Annotated in this window: 18 protein-coding genes; 6 read left to right on the forward strand and 12 right to left on the reverse strand. The window is 72.9% G+C overall.

Annotated features, from left to right (window positions below; genetic code table 11):
• The 12 genes from F5972_RS32655 to hutI form a co-directional block, all read right to left on the reverse strand.
• Positions 1-337, reverse strand: a 337-nt coding sequence (locus tag F5972_RS32655; RefSeq protein WP_404803096.1) for a DUF742 domain-containing protein, incomplete at its 3' end; no start/stop codon positions are given.
• A 180-nt stretch (positions 338-517) separates the two neighbouring features.
• A complete protein-coding gene (locus F5972_RS32660) occupies positions 518-940 on the reverse strand; it encodes a roadblock/LC7 domain-containing protein (protein ID WP_138462164.1) in 423 nt (140 codons plus the stop codon).
• A complete protein-coding gene (locus F5972_RS32665) occupies positions 940-4,269 on the reverse strand; it encodes a sensor histidine kinase (protein WP_150939300.1) in 3,330 nt (1,109 codons plus the stop codon). The genes F5972_RS32660 and F5972_RS32665 overlap by 1 nt, the downstream gene beginning before the upstream one ends.
• Positions 4,270-4,647: 378 nt before the next feature.
• Positions 4,648-5,184, reverse strand: a complete 537-nt coding sequence (locus F5972_RS32670; protein WP_204288656.1) for a GTP-binding protein — start codon at positions 5,182-5,184, stop codon at positions 4,648-4,650.
• Between the two features lie 28 nt (positions 5,185-5,212).
• Positions 5,213-5,572, reverse strand: a complete 360-nt coding sequence (locus F5972_RS32675) for a DUF742 domain-containing protein (protein ID WP_150939304.1) — start codon at positions 5,570-5,572, stop codon at positions 5,213-5,215.
• Between the two features lie 15 nt (positions 5,573-5,587).
• A complete protein-coding gene (locus tag F5972_RS32680) occupies positions 5,588-6,007 on the reverse strand; it encodes a roadblock/LC7 domain-containing protein (protein WP_150939306.1) in 420 nt (139 codons plus the stop codon).
• A complete protein-coding gene (locus F5972_RS32685; protein ID WP_191910428.1) occupies positions 6,004-9,525 on the reverse strand; it encodes a sensor histidine kinase in 3,522 nt (1,173 codons plus the stop codon). The genes F5972_RS32680 and F5972_RS32685 overlap by 4 nt, the downstream gene beginning before the upstream one ends.
• 131 nt (positions 9,526-9,656) lie before the next feature.
• On the reverse strand, positions 9,657-11,963 hold the full coding sequence (locus tag F5972_RS32690) for a [protein-PII] uridylyltransferase (RefSeq protein WP_225312098.1): 2,307 nt from the start codon (positions 11,961-11,963) through the stop codon (positions 9,657-9,659).
• Between the two features lie 4 nt (positions 11,964-11,967).
• Positions 11,968-12,306: a P-II family nitrogen regulator gene (locus F5972_RS32695; RefSeq protein WP_111699519.1), complete on the reverse strand. Its 339-nt coding sequence runs from the start codon at positions 12,304-12,306 to the stop codon at positions 11,968-11,970.
• Positions 12,303-13,592: an ammonium transporter gene (locus F5972_RS32700; protein WP_204288654.1), complete on the reverse strand. Its 1,290-nt coding sequence runs from the start codon at positions 13,590-13,592 to the stop codon at positions 12,303-12,305. The genes F5972_RS32695 and F5972_RS32700 overlap by 4 nt, the downstream gene beginning before the upstream one ends.
• Before the next feature lie 286 nt (positions 13,593-13,878).
• Positions 13,879-14,811, reverse strand: a complete 933-nt coding sequence (locus tag F5972_RS32705) for a sigma-70 family RNA polymerase sigma factor (protein ID WP_150939312.1) — start codon at positions 14,809-14,811, stop codon at positions 13,879-13,881.
• 225 nt (positions 14,812-15,036) lie between these two features.
• Entirely contained in the window at positions 15,037-16,200 is a 1,164-nt protein-coding gene (hutI, locus tag F5972_RS32710) for an imidazolonepropionase (protein WP_150939314.1), read from the reverse strand.
• Positions 16,201-16,439: 239 nt separating this feature from the next.
• On the opposite strand from hutI, the gene lanL reads away from it, so the two are divergent.
• The 6 genes from lanL to F5972_RS32730 all read left to right on the forward strand — a co-directional run bounded on the left by lanL (position 16,440) and on the right by F5972_RS32730 (position 25,278).
• On the forward strand, positions 16,440-19,223 hold the full coding sequence (gene lanL / locus F5972_RS32715; RefSeq protein WP_150939316.1) for a class IV lanthionine synthetase LanL: 2,784 nt from the start codon (positions 16,440-16,442) through the stop codon (positions 19,221-19,223).
• The gene (locus F5972_RS32720) at positions 19,220-21,013 is read left to right on the forward strand and encodes a S9 family peptidase (RefSeq protein WP_150939318.1); all 1,794 of its coding nucleotides are present in this window, start codon (positions 19,220-19,222) and stop codon (positions 21,011-21,013) included. Before lanL ends, F5972_RS32720 begins: the two co-directional genes overlap by 4 nt.
• Before the next feature lie 137 nt (positions 21,014-21,150).
• A complete protein-coding gene (locus F5972_RS37610; protein ID WP_191910429.1) occupies positions 21,151-21,279 on the forward strand; it encodes an ALQxL family class IV lanthipeptide in 129 nt (42 codons plus the stop codon).
• Between the two features lie 60 nt (positions 21,280-21,339).
• Positions 21,340-21,468: an ALQxL family class IV lanthipeptide gene (locus F5972_RS37615; protein WP_191910430.1), complete on the forward strand. Its 129-nt coding sequence runs from the start codon at positions 21,340-21,342 to the stop codon at positions 21,466-21,468.
• A 208-nt stretch (positions 21,469-21,676) separates the two neighbouring features.
• Positions 21,677-23,476: an ABC transporter ATP-binding protein gene (locus F5972_RS32725; protein WP_150939320.1), complete on the forward strand. Its 1,800-nt coding sequence runs from the start codon at positions 21,677-21,679 to the stop codon at positions 23,474-23,476.
• A complete protein-coding gene (locus tag F5972_RS32730) occupies positions 23,464-25,278 on the forward strand; it encodes an ATP-binding cassette domain-containing protein (RefSeq protein ID WP_225312099.1) in 1,815 nt (604 codons plus the stop codon). The genes F5972_RS32725 and F5972_RS32730 overlap by 13 nt, the downstream gene beginning before the upstream one ends.
• Positions 25,279-25,283: the final 5 nt, after the last annotated feature.

Here is a 25,283-nt window from a genome sequence, read left to right on the forward strand (position 1 = left end):
CCAACTGCGGCTGATGCACATGCACCAACCCCTCCGCCGCCATGTCCGCGATCACCACACGAACCACACCCAGCGGAATCCGCAGCAACGCCGACACCTCCGCCACCGACCGCACCTGACGGCACAGCGTGCTGATCGCCTGGCGCTCCGGGGTGAACGTGGAAAGGTCCTGCTGCACCGAGGTGGCGGAGGACACGAGCGCCTCCATCGCCAGCTGGACGCGTGGCGCCGTGCGTCCTCCCGTCACCGCGTAGGGGCGTACGAGGGAGCTCTGCTCCGTCTGCGCCGGCCTCGGGTTGGGGGTCGCACCGCCGTACTGCCGGTGGGCGTCGGCCACCGGCGAGTAGGGCTCGTTGTTCCAGCCGCCGCCTGCCACAACGTCCTCCTGACGTTCTTGTTATCGCTCGGACGCCTGGTGGCCGCGCTCCGGAATCCCGGTGGCCACCCGGTGCGCCCCGCTCCCGGGGCGCGTCTCCCGACCTGTCGTCCCGCGGGTCTCACCTCGCGGAACGGCGGGTCACCTCGGGTGGGAGGACTGCAGCTCGGCCCGGACCGCGGGGGTCAGCACCTGCCCCGCACGCTCCACCAGCAACGTCATCTGATAGGCCACCAGACCGAGATCGGAGTCGGCCGCCGCCAGCACCGCCAGACACGACCCGTCACTGATCGACATGATCAGCAACAACCCCCGCTGCATCTCCACCACGGTCTGCGTGACGGGGCCGCCCTCGAACACCCGGGAGGCCCCCTGCGTCAGACTGATCAACCCCGCGGCCACCGCCGCCAGCTGATCCGCCCGATCCTTGGGAAATCCGTCCGAGAACGCCAGAGGCAACCCGTCGGCCGACACCACCACAGTGTGCGCCACACCGGGCACGTTGTTCACGAAGTCCGTGATCAACCAGTTGATGCCGCGTGCGGCCTGACTCATCTCCCTCATCAGTCCTCCTTCTCACTGTCCTGGGCATCAGGCATGCCCAGGGACGCCGCCCCGGGGTATCCCTGGTCCTCTCCGGCCTCCCCGCGCGCGACCGCACGGCCCTGCCGTACGCCCTGCTGGAAGCTGGAGAGCCTGCTGCGCACCCGCTCGGGCGAGAGCACGGGCGGGGGTGGCGGCGGGGTGACCGCCGCCGCGGGGGCGGGTTCCGCGGAGGGCGCCGGAGCGGTGGCCGAACCCGGCACGAGGTTGGCCTTGGGCACCCGCTTGGGCAGACCCGACGAGGTGACCCCGCCGAGAGCCGGTTCGCTGGCCGCCTGGGCCGCCTGCCAGCCGACGTCGGCCGGGGACGACCAGGCCCTGCTCTCCGCGCCGTCCTCGTCGGAGTCGCTCTTCTCCTCTGGGCCGTCGGCCTTCTTGAACCAGTCCGACTCGACCGCGGCGAAGATGGGGAGGTACTCCTCCTCCGACTCCAGCGGCGAGCTTCGCACCACCGGAAGCGGGCCGGTGTTGTCCTCGCCTTCGAAGGGACCGCGTCCGGCCCACCCGGGCCAGCCCCCGCCGCCGTCCTCCTGCCCTGCCGGCCAGGAGGTGCTCCCCGGCGGCGGCAGGTGGCCGGGCCAGGGCGTGTCGACGGGCGCCTCACCCACGCGGCCGCGGCTGAAGGGATTGGTGTCGAAGGGGCTGGACTCGAACGCGCCAGAATCGAACCCGCCCGATTCGAACGGACGCGAGTCGAAGGGCCCGGAGTCGAAGGTCGTGGTCTCGAACGGGTCCCGCTCGGCCGGCGTCTTCTCGAACGGCGCCCTGTCGGCGAAGTCCCTGTCGACGGACTCCTTGTCGAGGGGCGTCTTGTCGAAGGCCGCCCGGTCGAAGGGGCCGGACTCGAACGGACTGCGGGCGAAAGGATCGGGCTGGCCGAACGCGCCGCTGTCGAAGGGGTTGCGGGCGAAGGGGTCCGGCTCCGCGGGGCTCTCGAAGCCGCCCGATTCGAAGGGATTGCGGGCGAAGGGGTCGTTGCCCGTGTTCCGCTGCGGCGGCTCGAACGGATTGCGCGAGAACGGGTCGGGATCGAAGCCCGTCGTCTCGCGCGGGAAGGTCTCGAACGGCCCGCGCTCGAAGGAGGCGGCGGCCGGGGTGCCGACCCCCGGCGCGTCCGCCCCGAACACGGGGGTGCGCGGCGGGTTCTCGAACGGGGTCGGGCTGGCGAGAGCGGGCGCGCCGAAGGCGGGTTCGCCGAACGCGGGAGCGCCGAACTGCGGCCCGGTCCCGACGGCCGGCATCGGGCTGGTCAGCTCCGGCTGGGGCATGCCCGGCACCCCCGGGAAGGCCGGGCCGGCGTGGGCCAGCAGCGACTCGGGCAGCAGCACCATGGCCGTCAGGCCGCCGGTGTCCTGCTGACGCAACTGCACCCGGATGCCGTGGCGCAGCGCGAGGCGGCCGACCACGAACAGGCCCATGCGGCGGGACACCGACACGTCCACCACCGGCGGGTTCGCCAGGCGGTGGTTCGTCTCGGCCAGTTCCTCTGGCGTCATGCCGATGCCGAGGTCGCTCACGGAGATGATCAGGCCGCCGCCGTCGATGCGGTTGCTCGACACCGTGACCTTGGTGTCGCGGGGCGAGAAGGAGATGGCGTTCTCGACCAGCTCGGCCACCAGGTGGACGACGTCGTTGACCGCCTGGCCGACGATCGACGCGCCGGGCTGCACCTGGATGTCGACGCGCTCGTAGCTCTCGACCTCCGACAGGGAGGCGCGGACGATGTCGACGATGGGCACCGGCTGGCCCCACCGGCGCGCGGCCTCCTGCCCGGCGAGAACCAGCAGGTTCTCACTGTTGCGGCGCATGCGGGTGGCCAGGTGGTCGAGCTTGAACAGGTTGCCCAGCCGGTCTTCGTCCTGCTCGCCCTGCTCCAGCCCCTCGATCAGGGAGAGCTGGCGCTCCACCAGGGTCTGCGTACGCCGCGACAGGTTCACGAACATCGCGTTGACGTTGCTACGCAGGCGCGCCTCGTCGCCCGCGAGGCGGATGGCCTCGCGGTGGACCTCGTCGAAGGCCCGCGCCACCTCGCCGATCTCGTCACGGCCGACCACGCCGATGGGGGCGATGGCCGGCACCTGCGCGGCGTCTCCGGCCTCCCGCAGCTTCTGGACCGTGTCGGGCAGACGGTGCCCGGCGACCTCCAGTGCCTCGCTGCGCAGCCGCCGCAGCGGGCGTACGAGCGAGCGGGCGACGCCGGTGGTGACGAGCAGCACCGCGATCAGCAGGAGGACGACCGCGACGGCGATGACGACCACCCGCTGCTGCTCGTCGTCCTTGAGCGACTGGGCGCGTGCCACGATGGCCGACGTCAGCTTGGCTTCGACGGTGCGCATCCGGTTGATCGGCTGCGAGATCGCGTCGAACCACAGGCGGGTGTCGTCGCGTACGGACTGGTCGAGGCCTCTGAGGTCGAAGCCCGAGTTGGCCCGGTCGAGCACGAGGGTCCGCAGGAACTCCGCCTCGTCGACCCGGCCGCCGGAGACCGTGTTGTCGTAGTCGGTCCGTTCCTCCGGCGTGGCGCTCTTGCGGAACGCGCGCAGCTCGCTCTCCTGCGCGGACATCGCGCCGAGGAAGCTCTGGAGCTGTGCCTGCTCGAACCGGCCGGAGGTCAGCACCGTGGACAGCAGGCCGCGCTGCAGGGAGGCGTTCTCCTTCGCGCGGGCGAGGGCGGCCAGGGTGACCGACATCGCGCCGAGCCGGTCGTCGACCGTGCCCTTGGACAGCTCGTCCTGCAGGGCCAGCAGGTTGCCGATGACGAGGGTGTACTGGTCGAGCACGGCCCGCGGCTGCAGGTTCCCCTCCGCGGTCTGACCGCGCAGCGACTCCACCCCGTCGAGCTTGCCGAGGATGTGCTCGATCTCGGCCGAGCCCCGATCGCCCACACCTGTCCTGACCTCGTTCGCCAGATCGCGTACGGCGGTGGCCGCCTTGTTCGTGAGGATGGTCTGCGCCTTGACGGCGGCGGCCGCCTTGGGCGGGCGGCCGATCGTGGCGCTCCACGCGGACCGGTCCCGCTCGTTCTGCAACTCGTGGGTGAGGTTCGCGACGCGGTCCACCAGCCGGGCCAGGTCGCTCGTCTGCTGGTACTGCGACGCGGTGGTCACCGAGCTGACGATGCGGAACCCGCCGAGCACCAGGGCGGCGAGCGTGGGGATGAGGATCAGGGCCACCAGCCGTGAACGCACCCGCCAGTTACGCAGGAGGAAACGGCTTCCCTCGTCGGGCTCCTGCTCAGCCGGAACCCCGGTCCCGGGGCTCTCGTCGGTCCGGGGGTCTAGTGTCCTCACAGGCTTCGCAACCTCTCGCCGTATGTGCGCACAGGGGGGAATGTCTCGTCACGGATGTGGTTGGCGTGACACGGGAGACGTCCTGCAGGCGAGGGTAATTGCAGCACACCGACACCAGGGAGGCCAACCGAACACCCGTGCACAAACAACCTATACAGGCACGGAGATGATGTTATTTGATTAAATATCGGGTCGTCTTCATTACCGGATTCTGCCCTTCCGGCTAGGTCACCATCTCACGAAACCACAGGCAGGAGGCTCGGGATCCGGTGAAGCGGGCAGCCCGGACGGGGGCGCCCGCGCCCGGACGCCACGAAGGGCGGCACCCCGGGGGTACCGCCCTCGCCTCCCTCGCGCCGAGGGCTCACGGGACAGCGCTCAGTAGGTCCTGCCGTACGCGGCGCGGACCGTGAGCACGTACTCGACCAGGCTGATGAGCGTGGACTTGACGGCGTCCCGCGACCTGGCGTCCGTACGGACGACCGGAACGTGCGGGGGCAGCGACAGCGCCTCGCGGACCTCCTCCTCCGAGTGGAGGAACTGTCCCTCCCAGCCGTTCATCGCGACGAGGAACGGAAGCTGGGCCTCCTCGAAGTAGTCGATGGCCGGGAAGCAGTCGGCGAGCCTGCGGCTGTCCACCAGCACGACCGCCCCGATGGCTCCGCGGACGAGGTCGTCCCACATGAACCAGAAGCGGTGCTGGCCCGGCGTCCCGAACAGGTAGAGGATGAGGTCCTGGTCGAGCGACAGCCGGCCGAAGTCCATCGCGACCGTCGTGGTCGTCTTGTTCGGCGTGAGCCCCAGGTCGTCGATGCCGGCGCTGGCGTCGGTCATCACGGCCTCGGTCGTCAGCGGAAGGATCTCGGAGACGGCACCGACGAAGGTCGTCTTCCCGACGCCGAACCCACCCGCCACGACGATCTTCGTCGAGGTAAGACCACGACTAGAGCCTGCGTAGTCCACTGAGCACCCTTTCGAGCAGGTTGAGGTCTGGCTGTCCCTGGTTGAGCTGCGGCATGTGCAGGCGGACCAGACCCTCGTCGGCCATGTCGGCGATGAGCACACGGGCCACGCCGAGCGGGACCCGGAGCAGCGCCGAGATCTCCGCGACCGATCGTACGGTACGACACAGCATCATGATCGATTCCTGCTCCGGACTGAGCAGGGAATAGTCATTGCTCTTCAAGGCCACCGATGATACGAGCGTTTCCATCGCCAGGTGATAACGCGGCTCTGCTCGCCCGCCGGTGACGGCGTACGGACGGAACAGAGGCTCGTCCTCTGTCCCGTCACGATCCCGCATGCCCCACTCCCATGATCATCGCCGCGATGTCTGCAGCTCGGCGCGCAGCGCCGGGGTGAGCACCTGTCCGGCCCGTTCCACGAGCAGGGTCATCTGGTAGGCCACCAGACCCATGTCGCAGTCCGGGGAGGCCAGCACGGCCAGGCAGGAGCCGTCGCTGATCGCCATGACCAGCAGCAGGCCGCGCTGCATCTCGACCACGGTCTGGGTGACCGAGCCTCCCTCGAACACCCGCGAGGCGCCGACGGTGAGGCTGAGCAGGCCGGCGGCGACCGCCGCGAGCTGGTCGGCCCGGTCATGGGGGAAGCCGTCCGATTGGGCCAGCCGCAGGCCGTCCGACGAGACCACCACCGCGTGCGCCACCCCGGGGGTGGTGCCGACGAAGTCGGTGATCAGCCAGTCGAACCTGCGTGCTTCCACGCTCAGCTCAGTCACGAGCCCTCCTCCTCTTTACCCGACCCTTCGGTGAGGCCGCCGGCCGCTTGGGCCCGGCCCCGCCGCACACCCTGCTGGAAGCTGGAGAGGCGGTTGCGGACCGCCTCGGCCGAGACCGGCGGACGCGGGGGCGCCGCGGCGCTCTCCGAACCGACCGAGCCGGGCACCAGGTTGGCCTTCGGCATGCGCTTGGGCAGTCCGGCCGCGGTGACGCCGCCGAGCGACGGGTCCCGCACGCTCGCCGCGGCCTGGAAACCGCTGTCGGCCCGCGACCGCCACACGCCGGTGTCGCCGGACTGCTCCGCGGGGGTCGCCCGCCTGTCCGCCGGCGCGTCCCCCCGCCCGTCCCCCGGTCCGTTCGCCGGTCCATTTGCCGGTGCGGGGGCCGCGGCGGCCCTGGGGGTTCTCGCGATCTCCCCGGTGCTCTCCGCGGCGCTCTCCCCGTCCGTACGCGGAACCGCGGTGGGACCGGTGTCGGAAGGACGGCGGAACCAGGCCGACTCGACCGAGGCGAAGATCGGCAGGAACTCGTCGCCGCGCTCCAGCGGCGAGTCCTCCACCGCCGGCAGCGGACCGGTCGCCGACGCGAGGCCCCCGGAGCCGTCGGCTCGCCCCATCGCGGGCGGCGGCGGGAAGGCGGTCGGCCCCGTGTTTCCCGGCGACCCCGCGCTCCCCGGCGCCGGAGCGAAGACGTTCGGTCCCGTGTCTCCCCGCGCCGGGGTGAACGCGCTGGGTCCCGTGCTCTGGGGAGACGGCGGGAACGCGTTCGGACCGGTGCTCGCCGGGGAACCCGCGCTCTGCGGCGGCGGGAAGGCGTTCGGACCCGTGCCCTGCGAGGACGACGGGAACGCGTTCGGCCCGGTGCCGTGAACGGAGGGGGTGAACGCGTTCTCACCCGTGCTCTGCGCCGACGGCGGGAAGGCGTTCGGCCCGGTGCCCTGCGGGGACGGCGGAAAGGCGTTCGGCCCGGTCGTGCCGGCCGGCGTGGCCGTGTCCCGGCGCGGGAGCGGGGTCGGCCCGGTGGGCAGCGACGGCCAGGAGGATTCGGACCGGCCTGGCGCGGGCTCCTCACCCGTCGGCGTGCCGAACGCCGGAGGCCACGACGCGCCCGGCTGCTCGCCGAAGGCCGGGCGGGGGAGATCCGCGTCCGGAGACCCTCCCGGTGCTCCGGGCATCGGCTGCGGTCCCGAGTTCCCCGTGTACGTGTTTCCTGTATACGCGCTTTCGGTCGGCGGCGCCTCGGCGGGGCCCGGCGGGCCGTACGGGTGCTCGGCCGGCGCGGGCGGCGCCTCCCTGACCGGAGCGCCGAAGGCGGAGAAGCCGCCCGAGCCGTTCCCGCCGGACCCGGCGCCGCTCGGCGCCGGGGGCCGGCGCGATCCCACGCCGCCGGCCGCGCCGTTGCCGGGGTTCCACGGCTCGAACGGACCCGCTCCCGGCGCCTGGCCGGCCGGGTTGGGCTCGGCGAACGCCTGCCGGGCCGGCAGGCCGGCCGCGGTCTGCCCGACCGGGACGGACGGACGCGGCATGAGGGGCTGGTCGGCGTTGGAGATGAGCTGCGCGGGGAACAGCACCATCGCGATGATGCCCGCGCCGTCACCCCGGCGCAGTTGCACCCGGATGCCGTGGCGCAGCGCGAGGCGGCCGACCACGAAGAGGCCCATCCGGCGGGAGACCGACACGTCGATCGTGGGCGGCTCGGCGAGGCGGCGGTTGATCTCCGCCAGTTCCTCGGCGGACATGCCGATCCCGGCGTCGGTGACCCCGAGCATCACGGCCCCGCCCTCGACCGGGCTACTGGAGACCACGACCTTGGTGTTGCGCGGCGAGAAGGCGATGGCGTTCTCGACGAGCTCGGCCAGGAGGTGGACGACGTCGTTGGCGGCGTGCCCGGCCAGGGCGATGCTGCGCGGGATCCGGACGACGACCCGCTCGTAGTCCTCGACCTCCGACAGCGAGGCGCGGACCACGTCGACCAGCCGGGCGGGCTGGCTGCGCTTGCGCGGCGGCTCGTGCCCGGCGAGCACCAGGAGGTTCTCACTGTTGCGGCGCATGCGGGTGGCGAGGTGGTCCAGCTTGAACAGGTCGGCGAGGCGCCGGCCGTCCTCCTCACCCCGCTCCAGGCCGTCGATCAGCGAGATCTGCCGCTCCACCAGCGTCTGGGTGCGGCGCGACAGGTTCACGAACATCGAGTTGACGTTGGCGCGCAGGCGCGACTCCTCGGCGGCCAGCCGTACGGCCTGCAGGTGGACCTCGTCGAAGGCCTGGGCGACCTCGCCGATCTCGTCGGTGCTGCCGACCGCGATCGGCTGCACCTGCGACTCCCGGTCGGGGTCGTCCGACTCGCGCATCCGCCGCACGATCTCGGGCAGCCGGCGCCCGGCGATGTCGAGCGCCTCCACCCGCAGGCGGCGCAGCGGCCGGACCATCGACCGCGCGATGAGTGCGGTGGTGGCCAGCACGAGCACCAGGAGGGCGAGGATCAGCGCCCCGGCGATGAGGGCGTTGCGCTGTTCGGCCGACTGCAGGTCACGGGTCCGGCCCTGCACCAGCGACGACACCCGGCCCTCGACGGCCGACATCTGCTCGATGGTCTTGGTGCTGTCCTGGAACCACCGCTGAGCCGTGGTGTCCCTGCTGCGGTAACGGCTGAGTGACTGGTTCTGCAGGCCCAGCCTGAGCGCCCACGACTTGGTCAGCTCGCCGTTCACGACGCTCGGGTCGGCGAAGAGGGTCACCAGGCGGGCCGCCTCGGCCTGCGGGGCCTCCGAGTAGAACGTCGCGAGGTAGCTCGCCTGGCGCGACTGGGCGGCCAGGAAGTCCTGCAGCTCGAAGGTGGTGAAGGTCTGGTTGCGTTCCATGAACTCGCGGGTGAGGGCGGCCCGCTGCAGGGCCACCTCCTCCTTGGCGTGGGCGAGACCGCCCAGGGCGCGGACGTTGCCCACGATCTCGGGCGCGCCGTCGCTCGCGCCCAGTTCGTCGTGCAGGCGCAGGATGTTGGCGATCAGCGCGCTGTAGTCCTCCGGCGCGCCGTTGGCGCGGATGCCGGCGAGGCTGGCGAAACGGCTGGTGAGCTGCTGGGCCTGCTCCCCCGCCCGCGCGCCGTAGTCCGCGTCGACGTTCTTGAGGTCGGCCCTCACCTGTTGCACCAGGGGGTCGACCACCGCGCGCTGCTGGGCGCGGGTGAGCTCGGTCTGGCCGTCGATGTCGAACTTGCGCCTGGTGTTGCCTCCCCAGACGAACAGGTCACGTTCGAGGGCGAGCTGCTCGGCCAGGTCCCGCAGGTGCACCGAGTACTCCGCCGCCGACCTGGTCCGCTGGTAGCCGGTCAGGCTGTCCATCGAGCTGACGACGCGGAGACCGGCGAGGAGCACGGCCACGAGCGTCGGGGCGAGGATCAGCGCCGTCAGGCGTGTGGGAACCCTCCAGTTGCGCGGTGAGAACGGGCTCCTCCGCCTGCGGTTATCGGTATTCGACTGCTCCATGCTCACCGGCCCCGCCATCGTTCGGCCTGCCTTCACGCGTCTGGACAGCATGAAGTGACATAGCTCTATAAGCGGGGACAATTCGACCACAAGGTCATCAAGGTGAGCGGCCCTACCCCTGCCGCAGCACCCCAATTGTTACCAAGAGGTGAGGATCGTGACCCTTATCACCTGAGGGCCGCGAGGACGTGCTCCCGTACCTGGATCCGCTGCTGTTCGTCCACAATGGGGCGGCCCGTACGATCCGCCACATAGAAGACATCCACCGCTTCTGCGCCCAGAGTCTCCACACGCGCGGCCCGTACGTCAAGTCCGCACTCGCCGAAGGCGCGGCCGATTCGCCACAGCAGACCGGGCCTGTCGTGCGCTCTCACCTCCACCACACTCGCCGTGTTGGACGCGTCGTCAAGCAGGGTGACGCGTGGCGGCGCCACCGGCACCCGGGAAGGCCGCATGGACCTCGCCCGCCGGGCCAGGCGCTGCTCGATGTCGAGCCGTCCGGCCAGGACGAGGCGCAGGTCGGCCTCCAGCGTCGCCGGATCCGGCGGCGAGCCGTACTCGGGGACGACGACGAACTCGATGACGGCGGTCGACCCGGCGGACGCGGCGGAGGCGGCGCGCACCGCCATCCGGTGCGCCGCGAGCACCCCGGCCGCCCGCCACAACAGGCCCGGCCGGTCCGGCGCGACCACGGTGACCGCGCTGCCGTTCACCCGCACCGCTCCGCCGCCGTGCCGGGCGAGCGCCGCCTGCTCGGGCGACAACGCGGGCGCGGGCGCCGGCGGCGCGCCGGACAGCACCGACCTCACCCGCCGGACCAGGTCGGAGACCAGGGACGCCTTCCAGGAGTTCCACGCGGCCGGGCCGGTCGCGGAGCCGTCGGCCACGGCGAGCGCGGCCAGCAGTTCGAGGACCTCCCGGGAACCGATCGCCTCGGCCACCCGGGAGATGGTCACCGGGTCGTCGAGGTCCCGCCGGGTGGCGGTCTCGGGCAGCAGCAGGTGATGCCGCACCACCGTGGCGAGGATCTCCACGTCGGCCTGCGGCAGGCCCATCCGGGCGCCGATGTCCCGGGCGACGATCTCACCGGTGGTGGAGTGGTCACCCGGCCAGCCCTTGCCGATGTCGTGCAGGAGCGCCGAGATGAGCAGCAGGTCGGGGCGGGACACCTCGCGGGTGAAGGCGGCGGCCCCGGCCGCGGTCTCGATGAGGTGCCGGTCCACGGTGTACCGGTGGACCGGGTTGCGCTGGGGACGGTGCCGCACGCGCTCCCAGTCGGGGATCAGCTTGACCAGCACGCCGGCCTGGTCGAGCTCCTCCCAGACCGGTACGGCGGCGCGGCCCGCGCCGAGCAGCGCCACCAGTGCGCCGCGGGCCTCCGGGGGCCACGGCACGGGCAGCGGAGGCGACTGGGCGGCGAGCGCGCTGACCGTCGCCGGCGCCAGCGGCAGCCCCGCCTCGGCGGCGGCCGCCGCCGCCCGCAGCACGAGCGTGGGGTCGGAGCGCGGGGTGACGCCGCGGGCCAGCACTACCTCGCCGCCGTGTTCGACGACGCCGTCCGCGAGCGGCCGCCGTCCGCGCGGCGCGGGACCGGTCAGCAGCCGGTCGACGGTGCGCCAGGTGGCGTCGAAGGCGTGGGAGATGGTGCGGCCGGCCTCCGCCAGGCGGCGCATCAGCGCCTCGGCGTCGAGCATGCCGAGCGTCCCGGCGACCGCGTCCTGCTCCTGGAGGACCAGGCGGTCGGTTCCCCGGGCGGTGACCAGGTGCAGCCCGTGCCTGATGTCCAGCAGCAGTTCGTACGCCTCGCGGACGCGGGGGCCGGGGGCCGAGGCCACCCAGGCGGCGGCCACGGCCTGCATCGCCTGCACGTCGCGCAGGCCGCCCCTGGCGTCCTTGAGGTCGGGTTCGAGGAGGAAGGCCAGCTCGCCGCCGGTCTCGGCGCGTTTGTCCGCCGACGCCCGCAGCTCGGCCAGCCGGCGCCGGGAGTCGGCCCGCCACTCCACGAGCACCGCCTCCCGGGCGGACCGGGTCAGTTCCGGGTCGCCCACCACGTGCCGCGCCTGGATCAGCCCGAGCACGGCCTTGAGGTCCTCCCTGGCGACCTTCACCGCCTCGTCCACGGTGCGGACGGAGTGGTCGAGACCGATCCCGGAGTCCCAGATGGGGTACCAGATGCGGTCGGCGATCCTCGCCACGTCCTCGCGCCCGTTGTGGAGCAGGACGAGGTCCAGGTCGCTGCCGGGGGCGAGTTCGCCCCGGCCCAGGCTGCCGACCGCGACCAGGGCCACGCCGCTGATCCCGATGGGAGCGGCGTGGCCTCGCTCGTCGGGGAGGCCGCCCTTCCCTCCCGATCCCTCCTCCCGCGCGTACGGCCGGGTGGCCGCCGTGCGGAACAGATCGGTGAGCCATCTGTCGATGTCCGCGGCCCGGTCCTTGCGGGTCGCGGCGAACGAGCGCGCCTCCCCTCTCATCATCCGGTTACAGCGCCTCCGGTCCGCGCTCCCCGGTGCGGACCCGGATGACCGTGTCCACGGGAACCGACCAGACCTTGCCGTCGCCGATCTTCCCTGTCTGCGCCGCCTTGACGATGACGTCGATGACGTCCTCCGCGTCGTCCTCCTCGGCCAGGACCTCGACCCGGACCTTGGGCACCAGGTCGACCTGGTACTCGGCGCCCCGGTAGACCTCGGTGTGGCCGCGCTGACGGCCGTAGCCGCTGGCCTCCGAGACCGTCATGCCCTTGATGCCGAACTGCTCCAGGGCGGCCTTCACGTCGTCCAGTTTGAACGGCTTGATGACTGCGGTGATGAGTTTCATGCGTCGACCTTCTTCGTCTGTGCCGCGGAAACGGGCCCGTTGACGGAGGTCACTCCCGAGGAGTGAACGGTGCCGAGGTCGTACCCGGTCTCGGCGTGGGTGGTGATGTCGATGCCGGTGACCTCGTCCTCCTGCTCGATCCGGAAGCCCATCGTCTTGTCGATGATCTTCCCGATCACGTAGGCCATGATGAAGGAGTAGAGGCCCACCGCGACAGGGCCGAGCGCCTGGACGCCGAGCTGCGAGATCGGGCCGCCGTAGATGAGGCCCTCGTTCTGGCCGTCGGCGAAGGGGTAGCGGGCGATGAGACCGAGGGAGACCGCGCCGATCGCGCCGCCGACCAGGTGGACGCCGACCACGTCGAGCGAGTCGTCGAAGCCGAAGCGGTACTTCAGGCCCACGGCGTAGGCGCAGACCGCGCCGGCCACGAGGCCGAGCACGAGCGCCGCCCACGGGTCCACGAAACCACAGGCAGGGGTGATGGCGACCAGACCGGCCACCGCGCCGGAGGCGACGCCGAGGGTGGTGGAGTGGCCGTCGCGCAGCTTCTCCACGAGGATCCAGGCGCCGGCGGCGGCGGCCGTGGCGACCTGGGTGTTCATGAACGCGAGACCGGCGGTGCCGTCGACGGCGAGCTCGGAGCCCGCGTTGAAGCCGAACCAGCCGAACCACAGCAGGCCCACGCCGAGCAGGACCAGGGTGAGGTTGTGCGGGCGCATGGGGTCCTTGCGCCAGCCGGTCCGCTTGCCGAGCACGAACGCGAGCGCGAGGCCCGCGGCTCCGGCGTTCACGTGGACGACCGTGCCGCCGGCGAAGTCCTCGATACCGAGGTTGGCCAGCCAGCCGCCGCCCCAGACCCAGTGCGCGACCGGGAAGTAGACCAGCGTCGCCCAGGCGATGCCGAAGACCACCCAGGCGCCGAACTTGGCGCGGTCGGCGATGGCGCCGCTGATGAGGGCGACGGTGATGATCGCGAAAGTGAGCTGGAAAGCGGAGAACACCAGGTTCGGCATGCCGGTGCCGTCGTCCTTGGTGGCCGTGTCGATGAGGCTCTGCAGACCCATGGCGTCGCCGCCGCCGATGAGCTTGTTGATGAAGTTGTCCCCGTCACCGAAGGCGTCAAAGGCCAGTGAGTGGCCGTACAGAACCCAGGTGAGGGTAACGGTGATGATGCTGACGAACGACATCATCATCATGTTCAGGACGCTCTTGGCCCTGGTCATGCCCCCGTAGAAGAACGCGAGCCCGGGCGTCATCAACAGCACCAGCGCGGTCGCTGTGATCATCCAGGCGGTGGTACCGGTATCGATCTTCACCGACGCGGCCCTCCTTACATTTGGCGTGTGGCCGGTTATCACTCCCTCAGTGGCGTGGTCCCGGGCTTCCTCGGCCGGCTGGCTCACTGACGTTGGCGAAAGCGTGTTCTTCCGCCGTTTCAGCTCATGACCATGCGTGTTTCACTGGCGTGAAACTCGCCGATCCCGTGTTTCGGCCAGGTTTCGGACGTGCTGGTAACGACAAAACGCGCACCCCTGGGGGGTGCGCGTCGTCGTGATACCGGTAGGCCGGCCGTCAGGCGGCGCTGGCCATCTTCCGCAGCCGCGTCAGCGCGTCGCGCTCGATGCGCCGGGCGCGGTCACGGCCGATGCCGTAACGCTCGCCCACCTCGGTGAGGGTGTGCTCCCGGCCGTCCACCAGGCCGTACCGCCAGCGGAGCATGTCGCGGATCTGGCCCTCCAGGCCGGTCAGCCACTGCTCCAGGCGCTCCTTCTCCAGCGTGGCCATGGCCTGCTGCTCCGGGTCCGCCCAGGTCTCGTCGGCGATCATGTCGCCCAGCTCGGTCTCGTCCTCGTCGCCCACCCCGAGCTGGAGCGAGACGGGGTCGGACGCCCAGCGGCGCAGCTCCTGCACACGCTCGATCGGCAGGTCGAGCACCGCGGCGAGGTCGGCGTCGGTCGGCTCGGCGTCGAACTCGGCCAGCATGTCCCGGCGGACCCGCATGAGCCGGGTCATCTGCTCTCCCGCGTGGGTGGGCAGCCGCACCGGCCGCGCCTGCTCGTGGATGGAGCGGCCGACCGACTGCCGGATCCACCAGGTGGCGTAGGTCGAGAACTTGTATCCCCGGCGGTAGTCGAACTTCTCCACCGCCCGGACCAGCCCGAGGTTGCCCTCCTGCACCAGGTCGATCAGGGGCATCCCCCGCCCCGAGTACTTCCTCGCCACGGCGACCACGAGACGCAGGTTGGCCTGGATGAACTCGTCCTTCGCCCGCCGCCCCGAAACGGCGATGCGCTCGAGCTCCTCGTCGGTCGCGTCCGCGGCCTTGGGCTCCGCCCGCCCGCTGTCGAGCAACTGCTCGGCGAACAACCCCGCCTCGATCCGCTTGGCGAGCTCGACCTCCTGATCGGCGGTCAGCAACGGAACGCGGCCGATCTCGGCCAGATACGTCCCCAGCAGATCCCGGTCAGAGACCTGCTGCTCATGCGTCCGATTCCCCGTCGCCATACGATGGCACCTCGTTCCGCCGCCCGCGATATGCAATAAGTGAGCCGGCGAACCGGACACGTCCGCCCCGCTCGGCGTGGCCTCCGGCTTCCTGCTCCTGACCCGGTCAACGGCCGGTCCATGGCAAAGATTCCCCAAATGAATACGACCGGGGAATGGTTTACAGTTCCTCCCCAAGGAGGATGCGGGGCCGGGAAAAAAGCCGATTACCCAGATCTCGCAGGTCTAAACAAGGCGGCGTCCCCCGCGCCACACCTGTGCCACCAGTGGCACGCCGGGCCGGTACGCCAGGTGGACGTACGACGGCGCCTCCAGGATGACGAGGTCCGCGCGGGAGCCGACGCACAGGGCGCCGACGTCGGTGCGCCGCAGCGCCCGCGCGCCGCCGCGCGTGGCCGCGCGTACGGCCTCCAGCGGCGTCATGCCCATCTCCCGTACGGCCAAGGCGACGCAGAACGGCATCGACGTGGTGAACGACGACCCGGGGTTGCAGTCGGTCGCGAGGGCCACGGCGACCCCGGCGTCGAGCAGCCGCCGCGCGTCCGGGTACGGCGACCTGGTGGAGAACTCGGCCCCCGGCAGCAGCGTGGCGACCACCCCGGAGGACGCGAGCGCGTCCACGTCGGCGTCGGCGAGATAGGTGCAGTGGTCGGCCGACGCCGCCCCCATCTCGCAGGCCAGCCGCACGCCCGGCCCCTCCCCCAGCTGGTTCGCGTGCACCCTGACCTGGAGCCCGGCCGCGCGGCCCGCCGCGAGCACCCGCCTCGCGTGCTCCTCGCCGAACGCGCCGCGCTCGCAGAACACGTCCACCCATCGGGCGAACGGCGCGCACGCCTCCAGCATCGGGCCGGTCACCAGCTCGACGTACTCGTCGGCGGTGGTCTCCGGCGGGACGACGTGCGCGCCCAGGAAGGTGGTCTCCTCGGTGAACTGCCGGGCGATCTCCAGGCTGCGGCGCTCGTGCTCGACGGTGAGGCCGTACCCGCTCTTGATCTCGAAGGTCGTGGTGCCCTGGGTCGTCATCTCCGCGACCAGCAGCGCGGTCGTGGAGACGAGCTCGGGGATGGTCGCCGCCCGGGTCGCGGCGACGGTCGCGCGGATGCCGCCCGCCGTGTAGGGCCGGCCGGCCATCCGCGCGGCGAACTCCTCGGTGCGGTCGCCCGCGAACACGAGATGGGCGTGGCTGTCGACGAACCCCGGGATGACGGCGCGTCCCTCGACGCCGACCCGCTCGTCGGCGGCCGGGGCGTCGGCCGAGGGCCCGATCCAGCGGACCACCCCGTTCTCCGCGACCAGCGCGGCGTCCCGGATCTCCTCCCGCTCGGGGTCCGCCGTGAACAGCAGTCCGATCTCGGTGAAAACCGTGGAATTCGCGTCGCTCGGCCACACGTCTCCTGATCCTCGCCAGGCCCCGCGCCGCGCAAACCCGCCGGGCCCACCTGGGATCCCCTATTAGGGGCCGACCAGTGCCACCAAGTCGTTCTCAGACCGCGGCAGACAAGTCGTCACTAGCCGCCGACAAGGGCCGTTGCCGACTCTGCGTTCAGGCGGAGCGCGGCGCCGGCCGGGACGACCGGACGATATCCGACGCCGAGCCTCGTGGACGAGACGACAGGAGTGACGGCGGCGTGAACACAGGCAGCGCGGGCGTGGCCGAAGGCACCGGCGCGGACTCTCACCTGCTCGCGGACATCGTCATGGCCGCCGTGCGCCGGGGGACGGGGTCCCGCTCGGCGGGTGAGGAGACGCGGAACGGCCGGGACTGGGAGATCCACACCGGCACGCCGTGGACGTACGTGACGCCGGCCGGGTGCGCGATGCCGGCGCAGGGGTGGAAACTGCACGTCTCGGCGACGCAGCTGTCGGCGGCGGTCGTGCTGGCGCGGACGGCCGAAGTGCTGGTGCGGCGCCGGGTGCCCTTCAAGTTCGCCGCGACGTTCGAGGAGCTGAGCGGCCTGCTGTCGAGGGACGTCGACCGCGGAACGCTCGGCAAGTTCATCACGGTGTATCCGCCCGACGACGCCGCGGCCGTGTCGATCGCCGAGGAGCTGCACTCCGCCACCTACGGCCTGCCCGGCCCGCCGATCCTGTCCGACCGGCCCTATCGGCCCGGGAGCCTGGTCCACTACCGCTACGGCGTGTTCTCGGCCACGAGCGTGCTCGACAACGACGGGACCTACGCCTCCCTTCTGGTCGCCCCCGACGGCACGACCGTGAAGGACAGCCGCAACGCCTGGTACTCGCCGCCGGCCTGGGCGGTCAGCCCGTTCCCTTCGGGCCGGGCGCCGGCGCGCACCACCGCGCCCGAGGCGGTGCTGCTGGCGGACCGGTTCGTGGTGCGGCAGGCGATCCGGCACAGCGCGAAAGGCGGCGTGTTCCTCGCCGAGGACCGGCTCTCGGGGGCCAGGGTCGTCGTCAAGCAGGCGCGCCCGCACCTCGGTTCCACCCTGCAGGGCCGTGACGAGTGCGACCAGCTCCGTCACGAGGCCGCCATGCTCGACCTGTTCGGCCCGCCGGGGATCACGGCACGCAAGGTGGACCTGTTCGAGCAGAGCGACAACCTGTTCCTCGTACAGGAGCATCTCGACGGGACCATGCTCACCGCCTGGGCCGGCGAGCGAACCGGCCCGGACCGGCGGGGGCACGACGAGGTGCTCACCGTGGTGCGCGGGCTGACCGCCCTGGTCGCGGCCGTGCACGAGCAGGGCTACGTGCTGCGGGACCTCACGCCCAACAACGTCCTCGTCACCGCCGACGGCGGCTGCCGCCTCGTCGACCTGGAGATGGCCGCCATCCCCGGCACGCCCGTGGCGAGAGCCTTCACTCCGGGCTTCGCGCCGCCCGAGCAGATGAACGCGCCCAGGCACGCTCCGGCTCCCGGCGTCGAGGCCGACCTGTACGCGCTCGGGGCCACCGTGTTCTTCCTGACCACGGGCTGCCCGCCCATGCTGGCGGACGACGGGCCGGACGAGGAACGGTCCTGGGGCGACCGGGTGCGGACGCTCGTGAGCGTGGCGACGGCGGGCGATCCGGTGGCCGAGGCGTTCGCTCCGATGATCTCGGGACTGATGCGCGAGGAACGGTCGGAACGCTGGGATCTGCGGCGCGTCGAGGAGTTCCTCGCCAAACTGGACGCCGAGCCCCGGCCGTTCGTCTCCGTGCGGCCGGTGCGCCATCTTGGTGCGGACGAAGGGGACCGCCTGCTGCGGGACGGGGTCGCCCACCTGGTACGGACCATGGCCCGGCCGGCGCCCGGCGGGCCGGACCCGCTGCGCCTGTGGCCCGTCACCGGGTTCGGGGCCGACGCGGACCCCTGCGCGGTGCAGTACGGCTCGGCGGGGGTCCTGACGGTGCTGGCGTCCCTGCTCGACGGTCCTTTCGCCCGCGACCCCGGTCTTCCGGCGACATGGCGGTCCGACGTGACCGGCGCGCTCGCGGACGCGGCGGGGTGGACGCTGCGGCGCCTCGACCGCGAGCCACGGCCCTCCCCCGGGCTCTACTTCGGGCGGGCGGGCGTCGCCTGGGGGCTGCACGAGGCGGGCCGGGTGCTCGGTGACGACGACATGTGCGCCGCCGGCGTCGAACTGGCGTCCGGACTGCCGGACAGCTGGCCGAACCCCGACGTGTGCCACGGCCTGTCGGGGACGGGGCTGACGCTGCTGCACTTCTGGCGGGCCACCGGGGACGGCCGCTTCCGCGACAAGGCCGGCCGCTGCGCCGACAGTCTGCTCGCCGCGGCCGAGCACACGGCCGGGACGGTGCTGTGGCCGATCCCCGCGACCTTCGCGTCGTCGCTGGCCGGAGTCGTGCACTACGGCTTCGCCCACGGCGTCGCCGGCGTGGGGGCCTTCCTGCTCGCCGCCGGCCTGGCTCTCGGCCGCGACGACTGCCTGGAGACGGCCACGGCCGGTGGGCGCACGCTGGTGGAGGCGGCCGAGATCACGGACGGCGCCGCGTGGTGGGACCAGGGTCCGGCCGGCGGCGCCAGGATGCCGCACTGGTGCAACGGCTCCTCGGGCGTCGGCACCTTCCTGATCCGGCTGCACCGCGCCACCGGCGACCGGCGGTTCCTCGACGCCGCCCGGGGGGCGGCGCGCACCGTCCACCTGAGCCGGGTCTCCTCGGGAAGCTCCCAGTGTCACGGCCTGGCCGGCGACGGGCAGTTCCTGCTCGACATGGCCGACCTGCTCGGTGAACCGGCCTACCACGACCAGGCCGGGGAACTGGCCGCGTACCTGTGGGCGCGGGCGGTGTCGCGCGACGGGTTGCTGCTGGTGCCCGACGAGAACGGGTTCGAGCTGAGCGCCGGCTGGAACACCGGCCTGGCAGGGGTGCTCGACTTCCTCCACCGGCTGCGCCACGGCGGGCCCCGCTCCTGGATGGCCGACGCCGGCGACGGGGCGGCCCGATGACCGCCCCCGTCATCACCGGCACGGCCGGCGAGGAGACCGCGCACCGCTCCTCCGAGACGCGGCGGATCAACTTCCGGTTCTCCCGGCGCGGGCGGTACGCCGCCTGCCTGTCCGCCCGCGGTCGTGGTCCCCTCGTCCCGGAGCTGTGGGATCTCGGCGGCGGGACTCCGGTGCCCATGACGCTGGGCCGGCCGGCCGGCGAGAGCTCCTGGAGCACGGTCGTCCCGACCGACGGCGGCAGGATCCTGCTGGGCCGCGCCCAGGCGGGAGGCGTACACCGCCTGCTCCTCATCACCCCCGGCGAGGCGCCGGCGCCGATGCCGGCCACCTTCCACGGCGGCGGATTCCGGCTGGTGGCCGGCGGGCCGGAGGGAGCCGCCGCCCTGGCCTTCCACGGCGCCGGGGAGGGCCGGACGACGGTGTGGCGCGTGCCCGCGGAGCCCGGCCCTCTCGAAGCGGTCGCCACCGTCCCGGCCGTCCTCGGAGGGGGCGTCTGGCTCGACGCGTCCGGCCGGCGCCTGGCCCTGTCCCGCCACGGGGACGAACCGGGCACCGTGGTACTGGATCTGCCGGACGGCTCGCTGTCGCCGCTGCCGGGCCTGGCCGGCGGTGAGCACCTCCTGCTCGCGGCCCCGCGGGGCGGTGTCCTGCTCACGACGCTCCGCCACGAGGGCGCCTATCGCCTGGGCGTGCGCGGCACCGACGACGGCCCCACGGTCTTCCCCCGCCCGTTGAACGAGATCGACGGCGCGGTCACACCGCTGGCGTTCGATCCGGAGGGAAGGCGGTTGGCGCTTCTGGCCACCCGCGGAGTCCGCTCCCACCTGCTCGTGTACGACCTGACGACGGAGGAGATCCGGGAGGCCGCCCTTCCGGCCGGGGCGCTGTATCCGAGTGCCCACTGGAGCACGGCCGGCCTGCACGTGATCCACACGACGCCGGACCGGCCCTACGCCCCGCTGACCGTGCTGAACGCGTCCGGTGCGCCCGCCACCCGGCGAGGCGGTGAGCGGGCGACCGCCCGGGCGCAGAGCTACGACGGTCCCGGCGGCCGCATCGAGGCCGTGGTCTACGGTGACCCGGCCCGGAGCCGGCAGGTGGTGCTGGCTCTGCACGGTGGGCCGGAGGCCGCCTGGCAGCTCTCCTTCGATCCTCTCTTCCGGCAGATGTCCGCGCGAGGCATCGCCGTCGTCGCACCCAACCAGCGCGGAAGCACCGGCTATGGGGCCGCGCACCGCGACGCGATCCGCGGGGCGTGGGGCGGGCCCGACCTGGCGGACATCCTTCACCTGGGCCGCGTCGTCGGCGCCGGACGCGGGCCCGGCGCCTGCCGCCCGATGCTGTACGGCGCCAGCTACGGGGCGTACCTCGCGCTCCTGGCGGTCGCCGCGGACCCGCACCTGTGGTCGCGGGCCGCCGTGGTCGCGCCGTTCCTGTCGGGACGGGAGCTCTACACCGACGGCCCGGCCACGGTCCGGGCGATGCTCGACCGCCTGGGCGGCCTGGAGGAGATCACGGACGACGAACTCGGCCCCCGCGACCTGCTGCGGCTGGCCGGCCGTCTGCGGCTCCCGCTTCTCGTGGTCCACGGAGAACACGACGACGTGATTCCCGTGAGCCACTCCCGGCGGCTGCGCGACCGGCTCGCCGAGGTCGCCCCGCCAGGCGCCGAACTCACCTACCTGGAGGTCACCGGCGCGGGGCACGACCCGTTGACCGGCCACGGCGCCCATCTCGTCCGTGACCGCCTCGTCCACTTCCTGGACACCGGCTCCGCTCAGTTGAGCTGACGCCGGGAGCACCGCCGTACGCCAGGCCGCGTACGGCCCCGAGACCCCGCAGGCTCGCCCTTCGCATCCGCGGCGAGCCTGCGGCACCAGGAGCCGCCGCATGACAGAGCGGAGGCCCGGTACGAAAGGAGAACCGCATGGAACTCGACGTCAAGGCCCTGGACATGCTCCCCGCCTCCGAGGAGAGCGAGCTGTACCCGTGCCAGATCACCTGCGCCGGAGGCAGGACCTGCGGCGGCTGGACCTGCTGGAGCACCGACTACTGACCCGTCAGAGGAACCGGAAACAAGCGCCGCGAAGCGCGAAAGACGAATCAAGGAGGAACTGTGGAACTCGACGTCAACGCCCTGGACATGCTTCCCGCCCCCGAGGAGAGCCGGCTGATGGCGTGCACCGTCACCTGCGGCAGGTCCTGCTACGGGGCCACCGGCACCTGTGGCATCACCCAGATCTGAGCACCTGCTGAGCAGGCGCTCCGCTCCTGTCCGCTCACCTGCCTCGGCAGGACCCGCGGCGTGACGGAGCCGTCCACGTGACGGAGCCGCCGCGAGCGCCCAGGGACGGCCGTCCTCGGCCGGACGTCCCTGGGCGCGACATCCCTCCCAGCTCGCCCCGCCGTGCCCGACGGTGTTCGCGGCGGCCGACCGGAAAGAGAGTGAGACGATGCCCGGCCCCGCCCCGAGATCATCCGAAGAGCAGGTGAGCCACGGGCACGGCGACCGTCTCATCGCCGCTCTGAGCCGGGAGACCTGGATGCCGCTGGCCGCGACCGCGACCGGCTCGATCGCCACGACCGCCGTCGCGCTGGCCCTGCCCGCGGCGCTCGCCGCCGCCGTGAACGCCGTCGTCACCGGCCGGGGGGCGCTGACGGCGACCGCGTACCTCGCGCTCCTGCTCGCCGGCGCCGCGCTGGCCGAGGTCGCCACCGGAATCACGAGCACCACCGCGACAGCCTCGGCGATCGGTACGCTGCGCCTGCGTGTCGCCGGTCACCTCCTGTCGGCCGACGTCTCCGGCGCCACCCGCTTCTCCACCGGTGAGCTCGTCAACCGTCTCGTGAGCAACACGGCGACGGCCGGGTCCGCGCCGGTGACCCTGCTGGGGACGATCACGGGCGTGGCCGCCTCCGCCGGCGCCGTCGTCGCGCTGTTCGCCGTCGACCCGCGCGCGGGCCTCGCCTTCCTCGCCGGGACGCCCGTCCTGATCGTCGTGCTGCGCGTGTTCGTCTCCCGCGTGTCGGGGCTGTACGACGAGTACCAGAGCGCGCAGGGCCGCCTGGCCGCCCGCCTCACCGAGACCCTGGCCGGCATCCGCACGGTCAGGGCCGCGGGCACCGCGAACCGCGAGATCGACCGTGTGCTCCGGCCGCTGGCGGACCTCTCCTCCACCGGGCACGCCCTCTGGAGGGCGCAGTCGCGCACCGTGTGGCAGATCATGCTGCTGATGCCGCTCGTGGAGATCCTCGTGCTGGCGGTCGCCGGGCTCGGCGTCGCCGAGGGCAGGCTCACTCCGGGAGCACTCGTGGCCGTGGCCGGATACGCCGCGCTCGGGCTGACCTTCGTCGAGCAGATCGACCCGCTGCTGGGCCTGGCCTACGGCCGGTCCGCGGCCGTCCGGGTGCTGGAGGTGCTCGCGCTGCCGGTCCTGCCCGCGGGCCGCCGCCGGTTGCCGGACGGCCCGGGGGCGCTGTCCTTCCGCGGCGTGACCGTCACGCGGGGAGACACCCGGGTGCTCGACGACATCGACCTGGAGATTCCCGCCGGGGCGCTGACCGCGGTCGTCGGCCGCTCCGGCGCCGGCAAGACCACTCTCGCCATGCTCGCCGGGCGGCTGACGGAGCCCGACCACGGCCGGGTGCTGCTCGACGGGCGGCGCCTGAGCGACCTCGATCCGGGGTGCCTGCGCGACGCCGTGGCCTACGCGTTCGAACGACCCGCCCTCCTCGGCGGGGACATCGCCTCGGCCATCGCGTACGGCACGGCTCGGACGACGCGCGAGGCCGTCCGCGCGGCGGCGAGGGCCGCGGAGGTCGACGACGTGGTCTCCCGTCTCCCCCTCGGGTACGACACCCCGGCGGCCGGGGCGCCGCTGTCCGGCGGCGAGATCCAGCGGCTCGGGCTCGCCCGCGCGTTGCTGCGGCGGGCCCGCCTGACCATCCTCGACGACGCCACCAGCGGCCTCGACACCGTGACCGAGGCGCAGGTGACCCGCACCCTCGTGGAGGGGATGCGCGGCAGGACGCGCCTGGTCGTCGCCCATCGTCCGGCCACGGCGGCCAGGGCGGACCTGGTGATCTGGCTGGAGGCGGGGCGGGTACGCGGCCGCGGCACGCACCGGGAGCTGTGGCGGCACCGGGACTACCGCGACCTCTTCGCCCCGGATGCGCTGGATTCCCGCGGGGAACCGCACCGCGGCGAGCCCGCCGGGGTCGCCTCGCGGCAGGAGTCGTCGTGTCCGCGGTGACCACCGCCCGGCGGCAGTCCCCGCCGGCCTCTCCCCCGCCCGCCGGCGATCGCGCTCAGGGGCCGTGGCGGCTGCTGGCGGCCCTGCTGCGCCGGCGCCCGCGCCCCCTCGCCCTGGTCATGGCCTGGTCGGTCGTCGAGGCGGCTCCGGCTCTGCTGTCCGGCCTGCTGGTCGCGATGGCGGTCGACCGCGGCTTCCGCGCCGGGCGCCCCGGGCTGGGCCTCGTCCTGCTCGGCCTGCTGGCCGCGGCGATGCTGGTGGGAGCGATCGCGACCCGGCTGATGTTCCCGCACCTCGCCGCGGTGGTCGAGCCTCTCCGCGACGACCTCGTACGCGCCGTGGTCGAGGCGACCGTGACCCACGCGTCGGCCGGTGAGCAGGCGCCCGACGGCGCCGCCGTCAACCGTCTGACCGAGCAGATCGAGACGGTCCGCGCCCTGTTGTCGGCGGTGCTGAGAAACACCCGGCAGGTCGGGGTCGCCGTGGTCGCCGCCGTCGCGGGGCTCCTGCTGCTGTCTCCGCTCGCCGCGGCCGTCGTCGCCGGGCCCGTGCTGATCGCCGTGTTCGCGTTCGTCCGGCTGCTGCGCCTGCTCGCCGCGCGTCAGCGCGACCTCCTCCTCGCCGGGGAGAGGCTGACGGCCGAGGTCACTCCCACCCTCGGGGGGCTGCGGGACATCGCGGCCTGCGGGGCGAGGGACCAGGCGAGGGAGTCGGTCCGGTCGCTCGTGACCGCGCAGGCCGCGGCGATGCGCGCGCTCGCGTGGGCGGGCGCCAGGCGACGGCTGGTCGTCACGATCGGCGCGCACGTGCCCATGGTCGCGCTGCTGCTCGCGGCCGGGCCGCTGACGGCGAGCGGCCGGCTGACCGCCGGGGAGATCGTGGGGGCGCTGACCTATCTGTCGACCGGCCTCGAGCCCGCCGTGCGCACCCTCCTCGGCACCGTCGGCTCCTGGGGGATCACCCTGGCGGTGACCGCCCAGCGGCTCGGCGACGTCGTGACGCCGCCCCCGCCGCGGGAGGAGCCCGCGTGCGTCCCGGAGACGCCGGTCGCCCACGACCTCCGGACGGACCGCCTGACCTTCGCCTACTCGCCCCGGGCGGAACCGGTCGTACGGGAACTCGACCTCACGGTCGGCGAAGGCGAGCACCTGGTCGTGGTCGGCCCGAGCGGCATCGGCAAGTCCACCCTGGCCATGCTGCTCTCCGGGCTCCGCCGGCCCACCGGGGGCGTGGTCCGGCTCGGCGGGCTCGCGCTGGACGCGGTGCCCCGGCAGCACCTGCACGAGGCCGTGGCGCTGGTGCCCCAGGAGGCGTACGTCTTCGCCGGGACGGTCCGCGAGAACCTGGGCTATCTCCGCCCCGCCGGGGAGGCGGCCGCCGACGAGCGGCTCCTCGCGGCGGCGGACGCCGTCGGCGCCGGGCCGCTGCTCACGCGGCTGGGCGGGCTCGACGGCGCGATCGACGAACCGTCCACCCTGTCCGCGGGGGAACGGCAGCTCGTCACCCTCGCGCGCGCGTATGCCTCCCCGGCGCGGATCGTGATCCTCGACGAGGCCACCTGCCACCTCGACCCCGCAGGCGAAGCACGGGCCGAGGCCGCCTTCGCGGCCAGGCGGGGGACGCTCATCGTCATCGCCCACCGCGTCAGCTCGGCCGCCCGGGCCGACCGCGTCCTGCTCCTGGACGGCGCGCGCGCGATCACCGGCACGCACCGCGACCTCGTGACGCGCTCGCCTCTCTACGCCGACCTGGTCGGTCACTGGAACCACGACGCCCCGGGACCGGACCGCCTGCCGGAGTGATCCCG

The sequence above is a fragment of the Microbispora cellulosiformans genome (assembly GCF_008728085.1).
In the GTDB taxonomy this organism is placed as follows: Bacteria; Actinomycetota; Actinomycetes; order Streptosporangiales; family Streptosporangiaceae; genus Microbispora; species Microbispora amethystogenes.